The sequence below is a fragment of the Brevundimonas sp. AVps5 genome (assembly GCF_058681515.1).
In genome coordinates this window covers 1,378,751-1,396,321 of sequence record NZ_CM178740.1, presented here as the reverse complement: position 1 = coordinate 1,396,321, position 17,571 = coordinate 1,378,751, and the positions used below count along the sequence as shown (strand labels likewise).

General features: G+C 66.1%; 22 protein-coding genes and 1 tRNA gene. 5 read left to right on the top strand and 18 right to left on the bottom strand.

The genetic code is table 11. The features are described from left to right. The first annotated feature begins 10 nt into the window (after nucleotides 1–10). On the top strand, nucleotides 11–1,987 hold the full coding sequence (gene phaC, locus ACW18A_RS07220) for a class I poly(R)-hydroxyalkanoic acid synthase (RefSeq protein WP_492024102.1): 1,977 nt from the start codon (nucleotides 11–13) through the stop codon (nucleotides 1,985–1,987). 17 nt (nucleotides 1,988–2,004) lie between these two features. Continuing rightward, nucleotides 2,005–2,358, top strand: a complete 354-nt coding sequence (locus ACW18A_RS07215) for a hypothetical protein (RefSeq protein WP_492024101.1) — start codon at nucleotides 2,005–2,007, stop codon at nucleotides 2,356–2,358. On the opposite strand, the gene ACW18A_RS07210 is transcribed toward ACW18A_RS07215, so the two are convergent. The 8 genes from ACW18A_RS07210 to ACW18A_RS07175 all read right to left on the bottom strand — a co-directional run bounded on the left by ACW18A_RS07210 (nucleotide 2,355) and on the right by ACW18A_RS07175 (nucleotide 7,970). Next, nucleotides 2,355–2,735: a hypothetical protein gene (locus ACW18A_RS07210; RefSeq protein WP_492024100.1), complete on the bottom strand. Its 381-nt coding sequence runs from the start codon at nucleotides 2,733–2,735 to the stop codon at nucleotides 2,355–2,357. The two genes, ACW18A_RS07215 and ACW18A_RS07210, sit on opposite strands and share 4 nt — an antisense overlap. Nucleotides 2,736–2,774: 39 nt before the next feature. Continuing rightward, nucleotides 2,775–3,278, bottom strand: coding sequence for a peptide-methionine (R)-S-oxide reductase MsrB (gene msrB, locus ACW18A_RS07205; protein WP_492024099.1), 504 nt, complete (start codon nucleotides 3,276–3,278; stop codon nucleotides 2,775–2,777). A gap of 185 nt (nucleotides 3,279–3,463) precedes the next feature. Continuing rightward, nucleotides 3,464–4,399, bottom strand: a complete 936-nt coding sequence (gene argC, locus ACW18A_RS07200) for an N-acetyl-gamma-glutamyl-phosphate reductase (protein ID WP_492024098.1) — start codon at nucleotides 4,397–4,399, stop codon at nucleotides 3,464–3,466. 62 nt (nucleotides 4,400–4,461) lie between these two features. Next, a complete protein-coding gene (locus ACW18A_RS07195; protein ID WP_492024097.1) occupies nucleotides 4,462–5,070 on the bottom strand; it encodes a hypothetical protein in 609 nt (202 codons plus the stop codon). Further along, nucleotides 5,060–5,566 (bottom strand): RNA polymerase sigma factor, encoded by a 507-nt coding sequence (locus ACW18A_RS07190; RefSeq protein WP_492024096.1) that lies wholly within the window; start codon nucleotides 5,564–5,566, stop codon nucleotides 5,060–5,062. The genes ACW18A_RS07195 and ACW18A_RS07190 overlap by 11 nt, the downstream gene beginning before the upstream one ends. Before the next feature lie 134 nt (nucleotides 5,567–5,700). Next, nucleotides 5,701–6,177 (bottom strand): 30S ribosomal protein S9, encoded by a 477-nt coding sequence (rpsI, locus tag ACW18A_RS07185; RefSeq protein ID WP_492024360.1) that lies wholly within the window; start codon nucleotides 6,175–6,177, stop codon nucleotides 5,701–5,703. 41 nt (nucleotides 6,178–6,218) lie between these two features. Next, on the bottom strand, nucleotides 6,219–6,695 hold the full coding sequence (gene rplM / locus ACW18A_RS07180) for a 50S ribosomal protein L13 (protein WP_492024095.1): 477 nt from the start codon (nucleotides 6,693–6,695) through the stop codon (nucleotides 6,219–6,221). Nucleotides 6,696–6,878: 183 nt separating this feature from the next. After that, on the bottom strand, nucleotides 6,879–7,970 hold the full coding sequence (locus tag ACW18A_RS07175; protein WP_492024094.1) for a COX15/CtaA family protein: 1,092 nt from the start codon (nucleotides 7,968–7,970) through the stop codon (nucleotides 6,879–6,881). A 131-nt stretch (nucleotides 7,971–8,101) separates the two neighbouring features. On the opposite strand from ACW18A_RS07175, the gene ACW18A_RS07170 reads away from it, so the two are divergent. Next, the gene (locus tag ACW18A_RS07170) at nucleotides 8,102–8,356 is read left to right on the top strand and encodes a transglycosylase (RefSeq protein ID WP_492024093.1); all 255 of its coding nucleotides are present in this window, start codon (nucleotides 8,102–8,104) and stop codon (nucleotides 8,354–8,356) included. Further along, nucleotides 8,356–8,568 carry a DUF2842 domain-containing protein gene (locus ACW18A_RS07165; RefSeq protein WP_492024092.1) on the top strand — a complete coding sequence of 71 codons (213 nt, stop codon included), beginning with the start codon at nucleotides 8,356–8,358 and terminating at the stop codon, nucleotides 8,566–8,568. The genes ACW18A_RS07170 and ACW18A_RS07165 overlap by 1 nt, the downstream gene beginning before the upstream one ends. Nucleotides 8,569–8,693: 125 nt before the next feature. On the opposite strand, the gene ACW18A_RS07160 is transcribed toward ACW18A_RS07165, so the two are convergent. The 7 genes from ACW18A_RS07160 to ACW18A_RS07130 form a co-directional block, all read right to left on the bottom strand. Beyond that, nucleotides 8,694–8,770, bottom strand: a tRNA-Pro gene (locus ACW18A_RS07160). Nucleotides 8,771–8,843: 73 nt separating this feature from the next. Next, complete coding sequence (locus ACW18A_RS07155; protein WP_492024091.1) at nucleotides 8,844–9,260, bottom strand: MerR family transcriptional regulator; 417 nt, start codon at nucleotides 9,258–9,260, stop codon at nucleotides 8,844–8,846. Continuing rightward, complete coding sequence (locus ACW18A_RS07150; protein ID WP_492024090.1) at nucleotides 9,260–9,598, bottom strand: integration host factor subunit alpha; 339 nt, start codon at nucleotides 9,596–9,598, stop codon at nucleotides 9,260–9,262. The genes ACW18A_RS07155 and ACW18A_RS07150 overlap by 1 nt, the downstream gene beginning before the upstream one ends. Nucleotides 9,599–9,652: 54 nt before the next feature. Then, on the bottom strand, nucleotides 9,653–10,630 hold the full coding sequence (locus ACW18A_RS07145) for a beta-ketoacyl-ACP synthase III (protein ID WP_492024089.1): 978 nt from the start codon (nucleotides 10,628–10,630) through the stop codon (nucleotides 9,653–9,655). Next, nucleotides 10,627–11,670, bottom strand: a complete 1,044-nt coding sequence (gene plsX / locus ACW18A_RS07140; RefSeq protein ID WP_492024359.1) for a phosphate acyltransferase PlsX — start codon at nucleotides 11,668–11,670, stop codon at nucleotides 10,627–10,629. Before plsX ends, ACW18A_RS07145 begins: the two co-directional genes overlap by 4 nt. 129 nt (nucleotides 11,671–11,799) lie before the next feature. Then, nucleotides 11,800–12,324 (bottom strand): YceD family protein, encoded by a 525-nt coding sequence (locus ACW18A_RS07135; protein ID WP_492024088.1) that lies wholly within the window; start codon nucleotides 12,322–12,324, stop codon nucleotides 11,800–11,802. Further along, nucleotides 12,321–12,860 carry a ubiquinol-cytochrome C chaperone family protein gene (locus tag ACW18A_RS07130; protein ID WP_492024087.1) on the bottom strand — a complete coding sequence of 180 codons (540 nt, stop codon included), beginning with the start codon at nucleotides 12,858–12,860 and terminating at the stop codon, nucleotides 12,321–12,323. The genes ACW18A_RS07135 and ACW18A_RS07130 overlap by 4 nt, the downstream gene beginning before the upstream one ends. Before the next feature lie 92 nt (nucleotides 12,861–12,952). Here ACW18A_RS07130 and ACW18A_RS07125 point away from each other — a divergent pair, with 92 nt between their 5' ends. Then, nucleotides 12,953–13,432 carry an outer membrane protein assembly factor BamE gene (locus ACW18A_RS07125; protein WP_492024086.1) on the top strand — a complete coding sequence of 160 codons (480 nt, stop codon included), beginning with the start codon at nucleotides 12,953–12,955 and terminating at the stop codon, nucleotides 13,430–13,432. 248 nt (nucleotides 13,433–13,680) lie between these two features. Here the strand turns inward: ACW18A_RS07125 and ACW18A_RS07120 are convergent, their stop codons facing one another. The 3 genes from ACW18A_RS07120 to thiL form a co-directional block, all read right to left on the bottom strand. Then, nucleotides 13,681–15,834, bottom strand: a complete 2,154-nt coding sequence (locus tag ACW18A_RS07120; RefSeq protein WP_492024085.1) for a sodium-translocating pyrophosphatase — start codon at nucleotides 15,832–15,834, stop codon at nucleotides 13,681–13,683. 236 nt (nucleotides 15,835–16,070) lie between these two features. After that, nucleotides 16,071–16,499 (bottom strand): hypothetical protein, encoded by a 429-nt coding sequence (locus ACW18A_RS07115; protein WP_492024084.1) that lies wholly within the window; start codon nucleotides 16,497–16,499, stop codon nucleotides 16,071–16,073. Between the two features lie 80 nt (nucleotides 16,500–16,579). Further along, nucleotides 16,580–17,569 carry a thiamine-phosphate kinase gene (gene thiL / locus ACW18A_RS07110; protein ID WP_492024083.1) on the bottom strand — a complete coding sequence of 330 codons (990 nt, stop codon included), beginning with the start codon at nucleotides 17,567–17,569 and terminating at the stop codon, nucleotides 16,580–16,582. Nucleotides 17,570–17,571 lie beyond the last annotated feature (2 nt).

The window sequence follows — 17,571 nt, the reverse complement described above, 5'->3', positions numbered from 1 at the left end:
GGAGGACCTCATGGCCAAGACACCGACGAAACCGCCCGAACCGCTGGCGGCTGCCAAGGCCCCCCGCAAGTCCGGGCGCCCGACCTCTGCAAAGCCGCGTGCGCCGCGTGCGAAGAAGCCGGCGACAAAGGCGGAAGCCCCACCCGCGGCGGAGCCGACGCCCGCCGCGCCCTCGCCCGGGGCGATCCCGCCTGCCGCCGACAACCCCTTCGCCTTCCCGGGCGCCGACCAGCGCCAGATGCTGGAGGCCCTGTCGCTGAACCTGGCCAGGGCGGCGATGACGGCCCAGTCCGCGATCGCCGAGGCCGCCCTGTCGCAGGCTGATCGTCCCACCGCCCTGTCGCCTGATCCGTTCAACGTCGGCCCGGCGATGAACTCGGTGATGACCAGCCTCGCCTCGCGTCCCGACAAACTGTTCGCCGCCCAGGCCGACCTGTTCAACCGCTACATGGACCTGTGGGCGTCGACGACCCGTCGGGTCTCGGGTGAGGAGCCTCCGGCCCCGTCCAAAGACAAGCGGTTCAAGGACCCTGCCTGGTCCGAGAACCCGATGTTCGACGTCATGCGCCAATCCTATCTGGTCACCTCGGACTGGATGAACGGGCTGGTCTCGTCGGTCGAGGACGTCGATCCGCGCACCAAGCGGCGGGCCGAATTCTTCACCAAACTGCTGACCGACGCCTTCTCGCCGTCGAATTTCCTCGCTTCCAACCCCGCCGCGCTGAAAGCCATGGCCGACACCAACGGCGAATCGCTGGTGAAGGGGATGCAGAATTTCGCCGCCGACCTCGAGCGCGGCATGGGCAAGCTGAAGATCAGCCAGGCCGACTACGGCAAGTTCGTCGTCGGCGAGAACGTCGCCACCGCGCCGGGTCAGGTCGTCTGGCGCGACGAACTGTTCGAGCTGATCCAGTTCGACGCAGCGACGGAGAAACAGCACGCCGTCCCGCTGCTGATCTTCCCGCCGTGGATCAACAAATTCTACATCATGGACCTGCAGCCGGAGAACTCGCTGATCCGCTGGCTGTCGGCCCAGGGCTTCACCGTCTTCGTCTGCTCCTGGGTCAACCCGGACAAGGACAAGGCCGGGTTCGGCTTCGACGAATATCTGGACAAGGGTATCTATCGCGCGGTCGAGAAGACGCTGGAGCAGACGGGATCGGAGACGGTGAACACCGTCGGCTACTGTATCGGCGGGACCCTGATGGGGGCGGCCCTGGCCCATATGGCCGCAAAAAAAGACCGCCGCGTCGCCGCCACCACCTTCTTCGCCGCCCAGCATGATTTCGCGGAAGCCGGCGACCTGCTGCTGTTCACCGACGAACACTGGCTGAACGAGGTCGAGCAGCAGATGGACGCGGCGGGCGGCGTCCTGCCCGGCGCGGCCATGGCCGAGACGTTCAACGCCCTGCGCGCCAACGACCTGATCTGGTCGTTCTTCGTGTCCAACTATCTGATGGGCAAGTCGCCCGCGGCCTTCGACCTGCTGTTCTGGAACGCCGACCAGACCCGCATGCCGAAGAAGCTGCACATGGACTACCTCCGCTCCATGTACGGCCAGAACAAGCTGTCACGCGGCGAGTTCGAGATCGGCGGGATCAAGGTCGATCTGTCGAAGGTGACGATCCCGCTCTACTTCCAGGCCAGTCGCGAGGACCATATCGCGCCGATGAACTCGGTCTATCGCTCGGCCAGGGCCTTCTCGAACGCCGCAGTCACCCTCACCCTCGCGGGTTCCGGCCATATCGCCGGGGTCATCAATCCGCCGAGCGCCAACAAATACCAGCACTGGACCAACGACGCCCTGCCCGGCTCGCTCGCCGAATGGCAGGCCGCGGCGGTCGAGCATCCGGGCAGTTGGTGGAACCACTGGGCCGAGTGGCTGCATGGGAAATCCGGCGACTGGATCCCCGCCCGCGATCCGAAGACCGGCCCGCTTGCGCCGATCGAACCCGCGCCGGGATCCTATGTGAAGGTGAAGAGTTGAAGCGTCTGGAGCCGAACTTGCTGCTCGCGCTCACCACCGGCATCGCCCTGCTGCTCGTCACCCTGACGGCCAGCGTCTATGGCGCGGGCGCGCTGCTTCGGAACCTGCTTCTGGCCGTGATCTGTTCGGGCGGCTTCGTGCTGCTGAACCCCATCCTGATGCGGACCATGAAGAGCCCGGCCCGACCGCCGATGATCCATTCCGACAGCCCCGGCACGGCTGCCTGGGCGGGCCTGTTCCCGATGGTGGTGATCCTGTGCGCCGCCGTGCCGGTCTTCTGGCCCGGCATCGACTATGGCCTGCTGGTCATCATCGCCGCCGTCTGGTTCGGGGTGACGGCCGAGTCTGCGCTCAAGGCACGACGCGCCTAGTCCTCTGGCTCCTCGACGTCCAGCAGGCGGAAACAGTCGCTCTCGCGCTTCAACGCCATGGCGACGTCCTCGGCCGACTGCGCCAGGGGGGCCGCCGCCGCCTTCGCCTCGATACCGAGCCTGAGGCTGGCCACGTCGACCCCCTCCCGCTCAGCCGCCTTGGCGAGGGCGTCAAATAACAGAATGAAACTGCTTGTCCGCCACCAGGACCCGGGCCGGGGCAGCTCTGCTCCGGGGACGGACGCCCAATGTCCCTCCTCGACCGCCGTATCGACGGCCAGAACATGGGCGACGCAAGTCTTGAGCACTTCCAGATCCGGGAGTTCCTGTCGCGGCTGCGCTACCCCGATGGCACCCGCCAACACCCATTCCAGCATTCCGCCCTCCTTGAGTCAGGCAGCCAAGCTAACCAAGGTTCATGCCGGGCGGAAGGTCAGGGCGACGCCGTTGTTGCAGTAGCGTTTGCCGGTCGGACGCGGACCGTCGTCGAACACATGGCCCTGATGCCCCAGGCAACGGGCGCAATGGTATTCGGTGCGGGGAATGCCGATGGCGAAATCCTGCTTCATGCCCAGCGAGCCCGGGATGTAGTCGTAGAAGCTCGGCCAGCCGGTGCCGCTGTCAAACTTGGTCCGCGACGCAAACAACGGCAGATCGCAGCCCCGGCAGACGAAGGTCCCCGCGCGGTGTTCGTCATTCAGCGGGCTGGTGAACGGCCGCTCGGTCGCCTCGTGACGCAGGACATCATAGCTGAGGCCCGGCAGGCGCTGGCGCCATTGGGCGTCGGTCACCCGGCGTAACGGCGAGTTGGCGTACTGCGCCACCGAGGCATCGGCCTCGCCCGAGGTGCAGGACGCCAGGGCGGTCGCGGCGGCACCGAGCAACAGGGTCCGGCGGGAGGTCGTGAGGGCATGGGTCATGGTGTTACATACGTCGTGAAGACGTAGAGGGTTTCAAGTATCCAGCCTGAAAACCCCGAGCATCCCCGCGAAGGCGGGGACCCAGGTTTGAACCGTGCGAACGCTGGCTGAACCAACCATCGGACAATCGCGAAGCCGGTGGCGAGGCGAAAGTCTGGGTCCCCGCCTTCGCGGGGATGCTCGGATCAAGTAAGCCCCGTCGCCTCGTCCAGACCCAGCATCAGGTTCAGGTTCTGCACTGCCGCGCCCGACGCACCCTTGCCGAGGTTGTCCAGCAGGGCGACCAGACGCGCCTGCGATCCATCCCGGTTCCCGAACACGTGCAGACGCATGCTGTTGCTGGTATTCAACCCCTCGGGATCCAGACCGGTCATGGCTGCGGTCTCGTCCAGCCCCGCCACCTCGACGAAGCGGCAGCCGTCATAGGCCTCGACCAGGGCACCGTGCAGACGGTCGATCGACGGCGTCTCCGGCAGGGCCGCGAGTTGCAGCGGGACCTCGACCAGCATGCCCTGGCGAAAGGCACCGACGGCGGGCGTGAACAGGACGTCGTGCTTCAGGCCCGAGTGTTTGGTCATCTCCGGCACATGTTTGTGCTGGAGCGACAGGCCATAGGCGCGATGGGCCGGCGCGCCGCCGTCTTGTTCAAATTCGGCAATCATGGACTTCCCTCCCCCGGAGTAGCCACTGACGGCGTTGACCGTCACCGGCCAGTCGGCGGGCACCAGCCCGGCCTTCACCAGTGGCCGCATCAGGCCGATGAAGCCGGTGGGATAGCAGCCGGGGTTCGAGACCCGGCGCGAGCCGATGATCTCGCCGCGCTGGACCGCATCCATCTCGGCGAAGCCATAGGTCCAGCCGGTGGCGGTGCGGAAGGCGGTGGACGCGTCGATGACCCGCACGTCCGGGTTCTCGATCATGGCCACCGCTTCTTTCGCCGCCTCGTCCGGCAGGCACAGGATCACAGCGTCGGCGGCGTTCAGCGCCCCGGCGCGCGCGGCCGGGTCCTTGCGACGGTCGCCGGTCAGGGAGATGAACTCCAGGTCCGCGCGGCCATCCAGCCGCTGACGGATCTCCAGCCCCGTGGTCCCGGCCTCGCCGTCGATGAAGAGGGTATGCATGCCACCGTCCTAAGCCCCCTGCCGGCGCATGAAAAGGTCGGAGGGGCGCGGCGCGGAAACGGCTACTGCTCGTCATACTCACGAAGGAGTTGTCGCAGTCGCCGACCTTCCGGCCTCAGCCTGAAGGCATAGTCGGCCGCCGTCCCGATCCCGACCACTACAAGGAGCCCGCCGAACAGCACCGAGCCTTGCATCACGTCCTGAGAGGACATCTTGCCCACCCCAAGCAACTGCCACAGCACCAGGGCGACGCCGCCGACCATGGCTCCCATGAACAAGCCGATCAGCCATACTCGCTGACGCGCGGTGTCGTTTTCATCCATCAAGGCACGCAGGGTATCCGGCGCGGACGCATACGGGTCTGGATATGCATGCAGATGTTTATTGTACGCGCGCCGGACGGTGAAGAGTGCGATCCAGGGCAAGGCGAGCAGCAGGAAAAGGCCCCATTCCACGCCCGGATCAAAGGGAAACTGGCCGGTCACCCCGTCCCAGATCACCTTCGCCGTCCAGATGAACAGCGCCACTCCAATCAGCCCGGTGAACATTTCGAAATCCCGCCGCTTGCGCTTCAGGGCATCCATGGCTTCCTCCATCAGTTGAGCGGCCGAAGCCGCGTTCGGTGAATTTGCATTCGAGCGCCAGACGCGCTCCAGCCGGTCAAAGTCCATCGCCGTACGCCTCCATCTGGGCCGCGATCCATGCCCGCGCGCGGTTCAGCCGCACGCCGACGTTTGTTTCTGAAAGCCCATGCAGGCGAGACATGTCGCGGTAGCTTGCGCCCTCCAGCGAGAGCAGGACGAGAGAGCGATCCAGAGTGCCCAGCATCCGGATGACCGCATAAAGTCGATCCAGCACTACGGCATCGTCGGCACCTTCTGATCCGACGTTCAACAACGGCCAGTCCTGCTCAATGGAGGCCGCGCCGCGGATCCGTCCGAACTCACGACGTCGCCAGCTGATGGCGCGGTTGTGGGCGACCCGGTAAATGAAGGTTGCGGGCGCGCTGTCGCCGCGGAACGACGGCGCAGCTTTCCACACGGTTATCATGAGCTCTTGCAGGAGATCGTGTTGATCGGCCGGTTCAGCGAAGGCGCGACTGACCCGGTGGAGCACCGCAAGGTGATCCTTCATCCAGCTTTTGAATCGTTCGTCGTGCGGGGTCATTCCATCAGTTAGACGCCGCTGCCGGACCGACCTTACAATCGTACGGCAAAAAAGGCGGTGTCACCCGAATGGCGCAAAGAAAAAGGGCGCTCCGGTGTCCCGAAGCGCCCCAATCCATAGCGTAGTGAAGCGGCCTAGCGCTTCGAGAACTGGAACGAACGGCGGGCCTTGGCGCGGCCGTATTTCTTGCGCTCGACGACGCGGCTGTCGCGGGTCAGGAAGCCGTGCGGCTTCAGGACCGGGCGCAGGGCCGGCTCATAGTGGGTCAGGGCGTGCGACAGGCCGTGGCGGATGGCGCCGGCCTGGCCGGACAGGCCCGAACCCTCGACCGTGCAGACGACGTCGAACTCGGTCTCGCGACCGCAGACGACCAGCGGCTGGGCGATCATCATGCGCAGGATTTCGCGGGCGAAATACTGCAGCTGGTCCTTGCCGTTGACGGTGAACTGGCCGGTGCCGGGCATGACCCAGACGCGGGCGATGGCGTTCTTGCGCTTGCCGGTCGAATAGGCGCGGCCCTGGGCGTCGACCTTGCGGACATAGACCGGAGCCGAGTTGTCGTAGCCGTTGTCCGAGGTTGCGAGACCCTTCAGGGCGTCGAAGCCGCCCATCTTTTCTTGGCCAGCCGTGTCTTCAGTGACGTCGGTCATGCTCAGATGCTCCGGGTGTTCTTGGCCGAACGGCCGGCGAAGTCGATGGTCTCGGGCTGCTGGGCGTCGTGCTCGTGAGCGGAGCCGGCGAACAGGCGCAGGTGGGTCATCTGACCACGCGCCAGCGGGCTTTCCTTGGGCATCATGCGCTCAACGGCCTTCTCGAGCACGCGCTCGGGGAAGCGGCCGTTCAGGACCTTCTGCGGGGTCGTCGACTTGACGCCGCCCGGGTGGCCGGTGTGGCGATAGTAGACCTTGTCGGTCAGCTTCTTGCCGGTGAACACGACCTTGTCGACGTTGGTCACGACGACATAGTCGCCCGAGTCCACGTGGGGGGTGTAGGTCGGCAGGTGCTTGCCACGCAGGCGCATGGCGATGAAGGTCGCGAGACGGCCCACGACGACGCCTTCAGCGTCGATGTGGATCCACTTTCTCGTGACCTCGGACGGCTTCAAGGCAGCCGTGGTGCTCTTCAGCATGAGGTGGTTCCTGAACAGGAGGCGAAACGGGGTCGCTCCGGACGGGCCGAAGCGAGCGAAGGCGCGCTAGTAGGGGAAACGTCCACAGGCGTCAATGCCGGTTTCGGTGCCTGATATCTACTAACATACTGTTCTGTCACGTTTTTCTTGTAACGGTATTAAAATACCGCACATTTCGGGTGCCTAGAGGCGCGGTCCGGACATGAAAAGCCGGGGTTGGGAGCGCCGGACGAGCCACAGATTGGCCGTCGCAAGGGCCAGGACGATCGCCGCCCCGGCCTGATGCAGTCCCCCCAGCCACATCGGTACGGCGTGGATCAGGGTCACGATCCCCAGAGCCGCCTGCAGCCACAGTGCGCCGGCCAGGACGAAGGCCGAAACGCCCAGTCCCTCGGCCAGCCGCCAGCGCCACGCCTGGACGGCGTAGATCGTCCCGGCGATCAGCAGGCCATAGGCGAAGATCCGGTGATTGAACTGGACCAGGGCGTGGTCGTGCAGGAAGGTGAGCCCGCCCAGACCCCAGTCGACGGGCGCAAGGATGGCGCCGTTCATCAATGGCCAGTCGGTATAGATGAAGCCGGCCTTGGCCCCGGCGACGAGCCCGCCGAGCAGGCACTGGACGAAGACCGCGCCGAGCAGGATCGCGGCACCCCTGCTCCAGCCCGCGGGCGAACGCGAATGCTCCTCGCCGGCCCAGGCTTCCAGCCCCGTCCAGATCAGGCCGGCGAAAATCACCAGGGCCAGTCCCAGGTGGGTCGCCAGCCGCTCGGGTGCGACATCGACCCGTTCGGACAGGCCCGAGGACACCATCCACCAGCCGATCACCCCCTGAAGCCCGCCCAGCGCCAGCAGGACGGCGCAGCGCCAGATCAGGCGGGTCGGGATCGCCAGACGCCCCAGGAACGACCGCTCGGACAGGAGGCGGAAGGCCAGGAAGGCAAAGAACGGCAGGGCGAACACCAGGCCGATCAGCCGTCCGAACAACCGGTGCAGCCATTCCCACCAGAAGATGCCCTGGAATTCCGACAGGCTCATGCCGGCGTTGACCTGGACGTATTGCGGGATCGCCTTGTATTTCTCGAACGCGTCGGCCCAGTCGGCGGCGGTCATCGGCGGCACGGCACCCATGATCGGCTTCCATTCGGTGATCGAAAGGCCCGATCCCGTCAGCCTGGTGATCCCCCCGATGACCACCATGGCGAACACCATGGCGGCGCAGACGAACAGCCAGATGGCGACGGTTTTCGACTGGTCCCGATTTCCGAAACGGCTCATTCGACGCCCGACGCTCCAACGGATACACTGTCGCCTTTCGTGACGACCGGGGCGGTATGCACTTCGATCGTGGCGAGATCAAAGTCCGAAGTCATGACGCAAGGTCGCAACCCGACCTGCCTGGAGGCCGTGTGCTGGAATACGCCGATATCGTGATCGCCATCGTGGGGGCCTTTGTGCTGGCCTGGATCGCCGATCTCCTGACCGGGCGACGGGGGCTGTTCGCCGCCTCGCTTGTGGCCTTCACCGGGGCGGCCTGCGGCTGGTTCCTCGCCGTGCGGGTGTTCGGGGCCTCGACCATGGACGAGTTCGGCTGGACCCTTTGGTCAGGCGGCGGATCGATCCTCGGCCTCATCACCTACTACCTGTTCCGGAACACCCGCTGATGGGGCTGAGAGCGCGCCGTGCGGTCGCCTCGGTCGGCATCCTTGTCTTCCTGGGCTTTTACGTCTGGCTGGTCATCGCCGTCGGTGCCCATGTGCCCGATCATCCGGTCGCGACCCTGCTGTTCTATGGGCTGGCCGGAACCCTGTGGGGTTTCCCCCTGTTGCCGCTGATGTCATGGGCCGAGGGGAAGCCGTTCCTCAAGAAGCGGTAGACGTCACGCTCCGAACGCGCTCAAGCAGAGAGCCGCCGCGCGGCGAACGGTAGCGCCCTGAACAATGCAAAAGGGGCCGCCCGAAAGCGACCCCTCTAGCCGACTCATTTTCCTGAAGAGGAAGATGGTCGGAGCGACAGGATTCGAACCTGCGACCCCTTGACCCCCAGTCAAGTGCGCTACCAGGCTGCGCCACGCTCCGAGAGGCCGGTCCTATAGCGGGGGGTTCGCGTCGCCGCAAACGAGAAAACGCACCCGGCGTTCGATGGCCGGTTTCAGCCCGCGAGAACGGCGTCGAGGCGGGTGCGGGCAGCCTCCAGATCGGCCAGGATCGCCCGCAGTTCGCTCTCGGAACGCCCGGATGACGGCGCAGTCGGTTTCCCGGTCGGTGCGGGGGCCGCGTCCATGCTGAAACCGGCATCGGGATCGCCATAGGCGGCCATACGGGCCAGCCCCTGTTCCTTGTGCAGTCGCTGCACACCCTTGATGGTCAGGCCCTCGTCGTGCAGCAGCCGGCGGATGGCCTTCAGCACCACGATGTCCTGAGGCCTGTAGAACCGCCGACCGCCCGCGCGCTTCACCGGGGCGACGAACGGAAACTTGGTCTCCCAGAACCGCAGCACATGCTGTGGCGCGCCAACAGCCTCGGCGGCCTCCGAAATGGTCCGGAAGGCGTCGGGCCCCTTGGCCATCAGGCGCCGGTGCCTGCGCTGTGGACGCGGAATTTCATGATCTGGGAAGCGCGGAAACTGATGACGCGGCGCGGGTTGATCGCGGCCGGCTCGCCTGTCTTCGGGTTTCGGCCCATGCGGGCCCGTTTCTCGCGCACCTGGAAGACGCCGAATCCCGACAGCTTGACCGTCTCGCCGTTCTCGAGGCTCTCGACGATGAGCTCCAGAGTCCGCTCGACCATGTTCGAGCATTCCTGTCGCGACAGGCCGACCTCTTCGTGGACCGCCTCGCACAGGTCTGCGCGGGTCAAGGTTTGCAGTTCGCCCAAGGTTCGTCCCCTCTGATCCTGACATACCATAGAAGGCGAAAAGCGGGCGAAGTCAAAGCCAACCGTGGCCGCTGCCGCCTTGGGTCACAGCCGGAAGGCGCACGCGCCCCAGGTCAGACCGCCGCCCATGGCCTCCAGAAGCACCAGATCGCCTTTCTTGATCCGACCGTCCCGAATGGCGGCGTCAAGCGCCAGCGGGATCGAGGCGGCCGAGGTGTTGGCGTGTATGGCGACCGTGGAGATCACCTTTTGCTCGTCCAGGCCCAGCCGGTCGCCGACACCCTTGATGATTCGCTGGTTGGCCTGATGCGGGACGAACCAGTCGACCTCGGGCACGGTGATGCTGGAGGCGGCGCAGGCGGCCGTGATGGCTTCGGCGATGTTCACCACGGCGTGACGGAACACCTGATTGCCCGCCATTCGCAGATGACCCACCGTCCCCGTGCTGGAGGGGCCCCCGTCGACATAGAGCAGATCGGTCTTGGTGCCGTCCGAGCGCAGGGCGAAGCCGAGCAGGCCCTGATCGGCAGAGGTCCCCTGGCCTTCGCGCGGCTCGACCACGACGGCACCCGCCCCGTCGCCGAACAGGACGCAGGTCGTCCGATCGGTCCAGTCCATCAGCCGGGTCATCTCCTCGGCACCGATGACCAGGGCGCATCTGGCCAGGCCCCGCGCCACGAAGCCGTCGGCGACGCTCAGGGCATAGACGAAGCCGGAACAGACAGCCTGGACGTCGAAGGCGATACAGACGGGCGCGCCGATCTTGCGCTGGACGATCGAGGCGGTGGCCGGGAAGGTCATGTCCGGCGTCGTGGTGGCGACGATGATCATGTCGACATCGGCGGCGGTCCTGCCCGCGTCGGCGAGCGCCCGACGGGCCGCCTCGGCCGCGAGATCGCTGGTCGGCTGGTCGTCGCGCGCCCTGTGACGCTGGCGGATGCCGGTGCGTTCGATGATCCATTCGTCGGACGTGTCGACGAACTCTGCCAGGTCGGCGTTGGTTACAACCTGTTCCGGCAGATAGGAGCCGACGCCGGTTACGGCACTGCGGGTAACGCTCACGAAACGCTCTCTTGGGACTGTGCCTGGGGGGCCGCGGGGGCGTGCATGACGTCGTCCAGGCGACCCAGGTTGGCGCCGACGGTCTGCATATAGTCACTGCGGGCCAGATCGACAGCGATGCGGATGGCGTTGCCGAAACCCTTGGCGTCGGCACCGCCATGGCTCTTCACCACGATGCCGTTCAACCCCAGCAGGGGGCCGCCGTTGATGGCGCTGGGATCGATCTTCTGGCCCATGGCCTTCAACGCCGGCATGGCGATCAGGGCCCCCACCTTGGCCTGCAGGCTGGACGTCAGCGCTTCCTTGAGCAGGGTCGAGATGAACCGCGCCACTCCCTCGGCGGTCTTCAGGGCGATGTTGCCGGTGAAGCCGTCGGTGACGACCACGTCCACAGTGCCCTTGGCGATGTCGTCGCCCTCGACGAAGCCGTGGTAGTTCAGACCCAGACCGCCCTCGCGCAGGATCCGCGCAGCCTCGCGCACCGCCTCGTGGCCCTTCATGTCCTCCGAGCCGACGTTCAGGATGCCGATGGTGGGCCTTGCCACGCCATGAACGGCGGTGTGGAAGGCCTCGCCCATGATGGCGAACTCCACCAGCTGCTCGGCGTCGCTCTCGATATTGGCGCCGACGTCGAGAACGGCAGTGACGCCCCGCAGGGTCGGCCAGCTGGCGACGATCGCGGGCCGCTCCAGCCCCGGGGCGGACATGCGCAGGATGAGCTTGGAGATGGCCATCAGGGCGCCGGTGTTCCCGGCGGAAACGACCGCCCCGGCCTCACCGGATTTCACGGCTTCGATGGCGTTCCACAGGCTGGAGCCCTTGCCCCGCCGCATCGCCTGTGCCGGTTTTTCGTCGGACGCGATTTTTTTTTCGGTGTGGCGGATGTCGCAGACTTCGGACGTCAGATTGAACTTCGCCAGTTCCGCGACGATCGCCTGCTCGTCTCCGTGCAGCAGGAAGGTGACCCCCTCCCCTCCATGCCGTCGGATATAGTCCCGGATACCGCCGACGACGACGGACGGACCATGGTCGCCGCCCATGGCGTCCAGCGAAATTGATGTGGGGGTTGGCAAGGGGTCGGAAACTCCGGTGCGCCGACGTTGCGACGCGTTCTGCTGGTCTCAAGGATACCGCCGCGACGAACGGATGCAAACGCTGCCGACGCTACGTCAAGATTTTCCGTCGTCTTCCCTGGCCGTGAATGCTTTCAGGACAGCGAAAGGCGAGATTTCGGCAGGCTCTTCCGGTTGGACGAATTCCGCGCCGGGCGTCCGGGGGAAGGGATCCAGCGTCAGGGCCAGCTGTTCGACGGCGTACTGACCGAGGTCGATTCGGCCGTCCTCGATGACGTCGGGCGCGTCGTCGTCCAGGGTGACCTCGATCTCGTCCGGCTCCGGATCGACGGCCTCGACCAGACTGACCGAGAACCGCTCGTCGATTTCGACCGGCAACGGGTCCAGGGTGATTCCGCAGACCTGCTCCAGGGTGGCGGTGACCCGACCCGTCAGGGTCCAGCCGACCCGGCCGGGCGCGATCTTCAGATCGGCCTCGAATGCGGCCAAAGAGGCTAGGTCCAGCGCCTTGATGATTCGCTTCCGGGCTTCCTCGTCGGGAACCAGATGCCGTTCGAGGCCGGCTCCGATCTCGTTGACGCGGACGACCTCGCTGAAGGGCAGACGGTGCTCCGGGTTCATGCCTTGACCTCCGGCCAGACCGGCGCGGTCAGCACCGTGTCGATCGATTGTTTCGCCAGCACCCCACGCGCTGTCAGGGCATAGGCCGCCAGTCCGCCGGCCCGCTCAGCGGACTCTGCCGCATAGACATTGCGCGCCAGTCCGTCGGCCAGTTCAGAAGCGTCACCGGCGCGCAGCGCCGTTTCATAGGCGGTCATCCGCCCGTACAGGGCCTCGCCGAGCCGTCGCATCTTCTTGGCCATGCTGACATCGTTCACGCCCAGCTCCCGCAGCGCGTTGTCGAGCGCCGAGACATAGACATCGAAAAGGTTCTGCGCCGCCTCCGCGCCCCGTTCGGCTTCGGCTCCCGTCTCGTCGCGGAGGCGCAGGATGAGCAGCAGCGCGTGCAGGGTGTAGAGTTCAAACCGGGCGTCGATCTCGTCGTTTACGCCCAGGGCGGTGTAGAATCGCGGATCGCGCGCCTGTTCGACGGCCGCCGTGTACAACGGCAGTCCCATGCGCTCGGCGGATCGGGTTCGGAACAGGTTCTTCAGCATCAGGTAGACGGCCCCTTTTCCGCCGCGCCGTTGAACTAGGCGTCAGGTCCGGTTAGGTCAAAGACCTTGTTTCGTCCCAGGCGCCCGTATCCATGAATAAGATCGTCGTTCGTCTCGCCGTTCTGGCCGCCCTCGCGCCGCTGGCGGTCGCCTGCGCTCCGGTCGTGGGCAACCACGGCTTCCAGGTCGTCGACATCAATCCGAAGGATATCGTGACGGGTACCGACACCAAGTCGACCGTCCTGGCCCAGCTCGGTTCGCCCTCGGCGGTTTCGACCTTCGAGGACAACATCTGGTACTACATCTCCCAGACGACCGAGCGGTACACCTACAACCGCCCCCAGGTGTCCCAGCGCAGCGTCACCGCCATCACCTTCAGCGAAACCGACGACAAGGTCACCGAGGTCCGCAACCTGAACCTCGAAGACGGCCAGCAGATCGCCATGGAGCGTCGCGAGACCCCGACCCGCGGCCGTGAGCTGACCATCCTTGAACAGTTGCTCGGCAACGTCGGCCGCGGCCAGTTGCCCCGCACCGACGAGGACGTCCCCGGCCAGCGCCGTCCGGACTAGGATCTCGTCCTTCTCTCTTTGCGGGAGTAGGAGATCGCGCACGGCGGCGAAGCCGTCGTTCTGGCGCGGTCGGATGAGGGGTCACGCAGCTAGCGGAAGTTGGCGACCGATCCCTCAACACCAACGGTCGGCGTGACCCCTCATCCGTCTCGCTTCGCGAGCCACCTTCTCCCGCAAGGGGAAAAGGAAAAACAAAGGCCCCGGAGAGCGATCTCCGGGGCCTCTTTCGTTTCAGCTACGTGTGCAGATCAGCCGATGTTCCCGCTCGCCAGCACCGCCAGCAGCAGCAGGGCCACGATGTTGGTGATCTTGATCATCGGGTTCACCGCCGGGCCGGACGTGTCCTTGTAGGGATCGCCGACCGTGTCGCCGGTCACCGCGGCCTTGTGCGCCTCGGATCCCTTGCCGTGGACGACGCCGTTCTTGTCGGTGAAGCCCTCTTCAATGACCTTCTTGGCGTTGTCCCAGGCACCGCCGCCCGAGGTCATCGAGATGGCCACGAACAGGCCGGTCACGATCACGCCCATCAGCATGGCGCCCAGCGAAGCGAAGGCGTTGGCCTTGTCCGAGATGAACAGGATCGCGGTGAACAGGACGATCGGCGACAGCACCGGCAACAGCGACGGCACGATCATCTCGCGGATCGCCGCCTTGGTCAGGATATCGACGGCCCGACCGTACTCCGGCTTGACCTCATAGGTCATGATGCCGGGGTTCTCGCGGAACTGTCGACGGACTTCCTCGACGACGGCTTCGGCCGCGCGGCCCACAGCCATCATCGACATGCCGCCGAACAGGAAGGGCAGCAGCCCGCCGAACAGCAGGCCGACGACGACGTAGGGATTGGTCAGGTCGAAGGCGACCACGCCCATGTTGGCGAAGAACGGGTACTCCGCCGGATTGGCGGCAAAATACTGCAGGTCCGAGGTGTAGGCGGCGAACAGCACCAGCGCGCCGAGGCCCGCGGAACCGATCGCATAGCCCTTGGTCACGGCCTTGGTGGTGTTGCCCACAGCGTCGAGGGCGTCGGTGACGTGACGGACGTCAGCTGGAAGCCCGGCCATTTCGGCGATGCCGCCGGCGTTGTCGGTCACGGGACCGAAGGCGTCCAGCGCCACGATCATGCCCGCAACACCCAGCATGGTCGTGGTCGCGATGGCGATGCCGAACAGACCGGCCAGCTGGAAGCTGGCCACGATACCGACGATGATCACCAGCGCCGGCAGGGCCGTCGACTCCAGCGAAACCGCCAGACCCTGGATCACATTGGTGCCGTGACCAGAGACCGAGGCGTTGGCGACCGACCGCACGGGACGGAAGTTCGAGCCCGTGTAGTATTCGGTGATCACCACGATGGCGGCGGTGACCGCCAGACCGACCAGACCCGACCAGAACAGACTCATCGCCGTTATGGACAATCCACTGGTCGTTACGACGATCGCATTGTCAGGGAGCAGCTGGTTGATGACCAGATAGACCGCGCCGATCGACAGGACGCCGGTGACGATCAGGCCCTGGTACAGGGCCCCCATGATGTTGTTGGACTTGCCGAGACGCACGAAGAACGACCCGATTATCGAGGTCACGATGCAGATGCCGCAGATCGCCAGCGGCAACAGCATCATGGTTTCGACATAGGGCTGATCACGGAAGAAGATGGCGGCCAGCACCATGGTGGCGACCGTGGTCACCGCATAGGTTTCGAACAGGTCGGCGGCCATGCCGGCGCAGTCGCCGACGTTGTCGCCGACGTTGTCGGCGATGGTCGCGGCGTTGCGGGGATCATCCTCGGGGATGCCGGCCTCGACCTTGCCCACCATATCGCCGCCCACGTCGGCGCCCTTGGTGAAGATGCCGCCGCCCAGACGCGCGAAGATGGAAATCAGCGAGGCCCCGAAGCCCAGGGCGACCAGACCGTCAATGACCTCGCGGCCCGTCGGATCAAGACCCAGCACCTCGGTCAGCACGCCGTAGTAGCCAGCGACGCCCAGCAGGGCTCCGCCCGCCACGAACATGCCGGTGATGGCGCCCGAGCGGAAGGCGAGGTCCAGACCCTTGGACAGGCTCTGCGACGCGGCGTGTGCCGTGCGCACGTTGGCGCGGACCGAGATCAGCATGCCGGCGAACCCGGCCAGGCCCGACAGGACCGCGCCGATCACGAAGCCGATCGCCGCGTACTGGCCGATCAGCAGCCACGCGATGATCAGGATGACCACGCCGACCATACCGATGGTGGTGTACTGGCGCTTCAGATAGGCCGAGGCCCCTTCCTGAATGGCCGCTGCGATCTCCCGCATCTTGTCGTTGCCGGTTTCGGCCTTCATCAAACTGGCGGTCTGGATCAGTCCATAAAGGACCCCCAGCGCACCGGCGGCTATCACTAGCCACAGATAATTCGTCATTGGCGTTTCCATACCTAAAGCATTAGGCGCGCGGACCCTTGGCGCGGCGGGCGTTATTCGCCTCTGTCCGCCTTCCGGTCCCCCCGTGCGCAGTCCGGACGCAATAGCGCGTCCCGCGGGAATTGCGGCGGAACCTTGCCAACTGCGTCGTGTCGACGCAACAGCGCTTTTGTCAGCAATGCATTGGGCTCGCGCTCAGGCAGCGGGCGACCGCGTCGCGAGCGTTAGCGCTTGTGCTATGTCGGCCGGACGCCCGTGCGGCGACGCGGTGCCTGAAGCGCAACCTGGGCGCTGGCGATGGAGCCGGCTCCCGAGATCGACGGCGCGACCCGCATGAGCATGGCGCAGACGGCCGGGGCGTCGACCTGGGTCCAGTCATCGGCCAGCACAAACGGAGTGCGGTGCGCAGCGCGGACGAGGGCATCGCGGAAATACGGTTCCTTGGCGCGCATCTGCTCCGGCGTGGCGTGTGCGCCGAGCGTCAGGCTGATGGTCACGAAGACATAGTTGCGGATCCGGCCACCCGCGATGATCGGCAGGCCGACCCCTGCGATATTCAGTGTCTGTGCGCCGCCGCCCGAGGGTGCCTCCGACGCTGAAGCGGCTGTGGCCGCTGTTCCGGCCAGGGCCAGGGTTCCGAGGGCGATGAGATCTCTGCGGCGCATGACGCGTTTATCGCGCGGACCGGTTGAGATTCCGTTGCCTTGTCATCCCGGCCGTAGCGAAGCGCAGGGTCGGGACCGTTTCAGTCGTGGGTCCAGCCGGGTTTGCCGATCTCGACCGCCTTGCCGATATGGGTCGCCGTCACGCCCCGTCCATGCGAGATGGTGCCGATGCGGGTCAGGCGCAGGTGCTGGCGGTCCGCCTCGCGTCTCAGCGCTGGCTCGTCCGACGGATGGGCCGTCAAAACCAGCTCATAGTCGTCGCCGCCGGTCGCCAGGCTCACCAGGGCTGCCTCCTCGTCGATCCGGGTGTCAAACCAGGCCGCCGCCGCCGCCGATCGCGGCAGCAGCTCCAGTTGAACCGAAGCCGCGACACCGCTGGTCGCCGCGATATGGCCAAGGTCGGCGATCAGCCCGTCCGAAACGTCCATGATCGCCGTGGCCAGCCCCTGCACCGCCTGACCGAAGGCCAGACGCGGCACGGGGCGGCGATAGTGTTCTGCGAGGGCTTCGAGGCGCTCCTTTTCCAGCGACAGTCGGCCACGCGCGGCCTGCAGCCCCAGCCAGCCGTCGCCGATCATCCCGGTGACATAGATGCCGTGGCCCGGCCTGGCCCCGTCGCGGGCGACCGGTCCGCCTTTCGGGGCCCAACCCAGCAGGGTCACGGAAAACGACGCCGGACCGGGCGTCAGAACCGTATCCCCGCCCAGCAGGTGGATCCCGAACGCCTTCTGGTCCGCCGCCAGCCCCGCCGCAAAGGCCTGCCGCTCCGGCCAGCCGCAGCGCGGCGACCAGTGACAGGCCAGCAGATAGCCGAACGGCTCGGCCCCCTTGGCCGCCAGATCCGACAGGTTCACCCGCAGCAGCTTCTGCGCGACCGTATCCAGCGGGTCGTCAGGCAGGAAATGGACGCCCTCGACGATCGCGTCCTTGGTCAGGACCAGGTCCGCGCCGGGCCGTGTCGGCATCACCGCCACATCGTCGGTCAGGCCCCGGGCGTGGTCCGGATGGGCCAGGGGGGCGAAGAGTTTGCGGATGGTCTCGAACTCACCGGCGGCGTCGACGGCGGCCACGC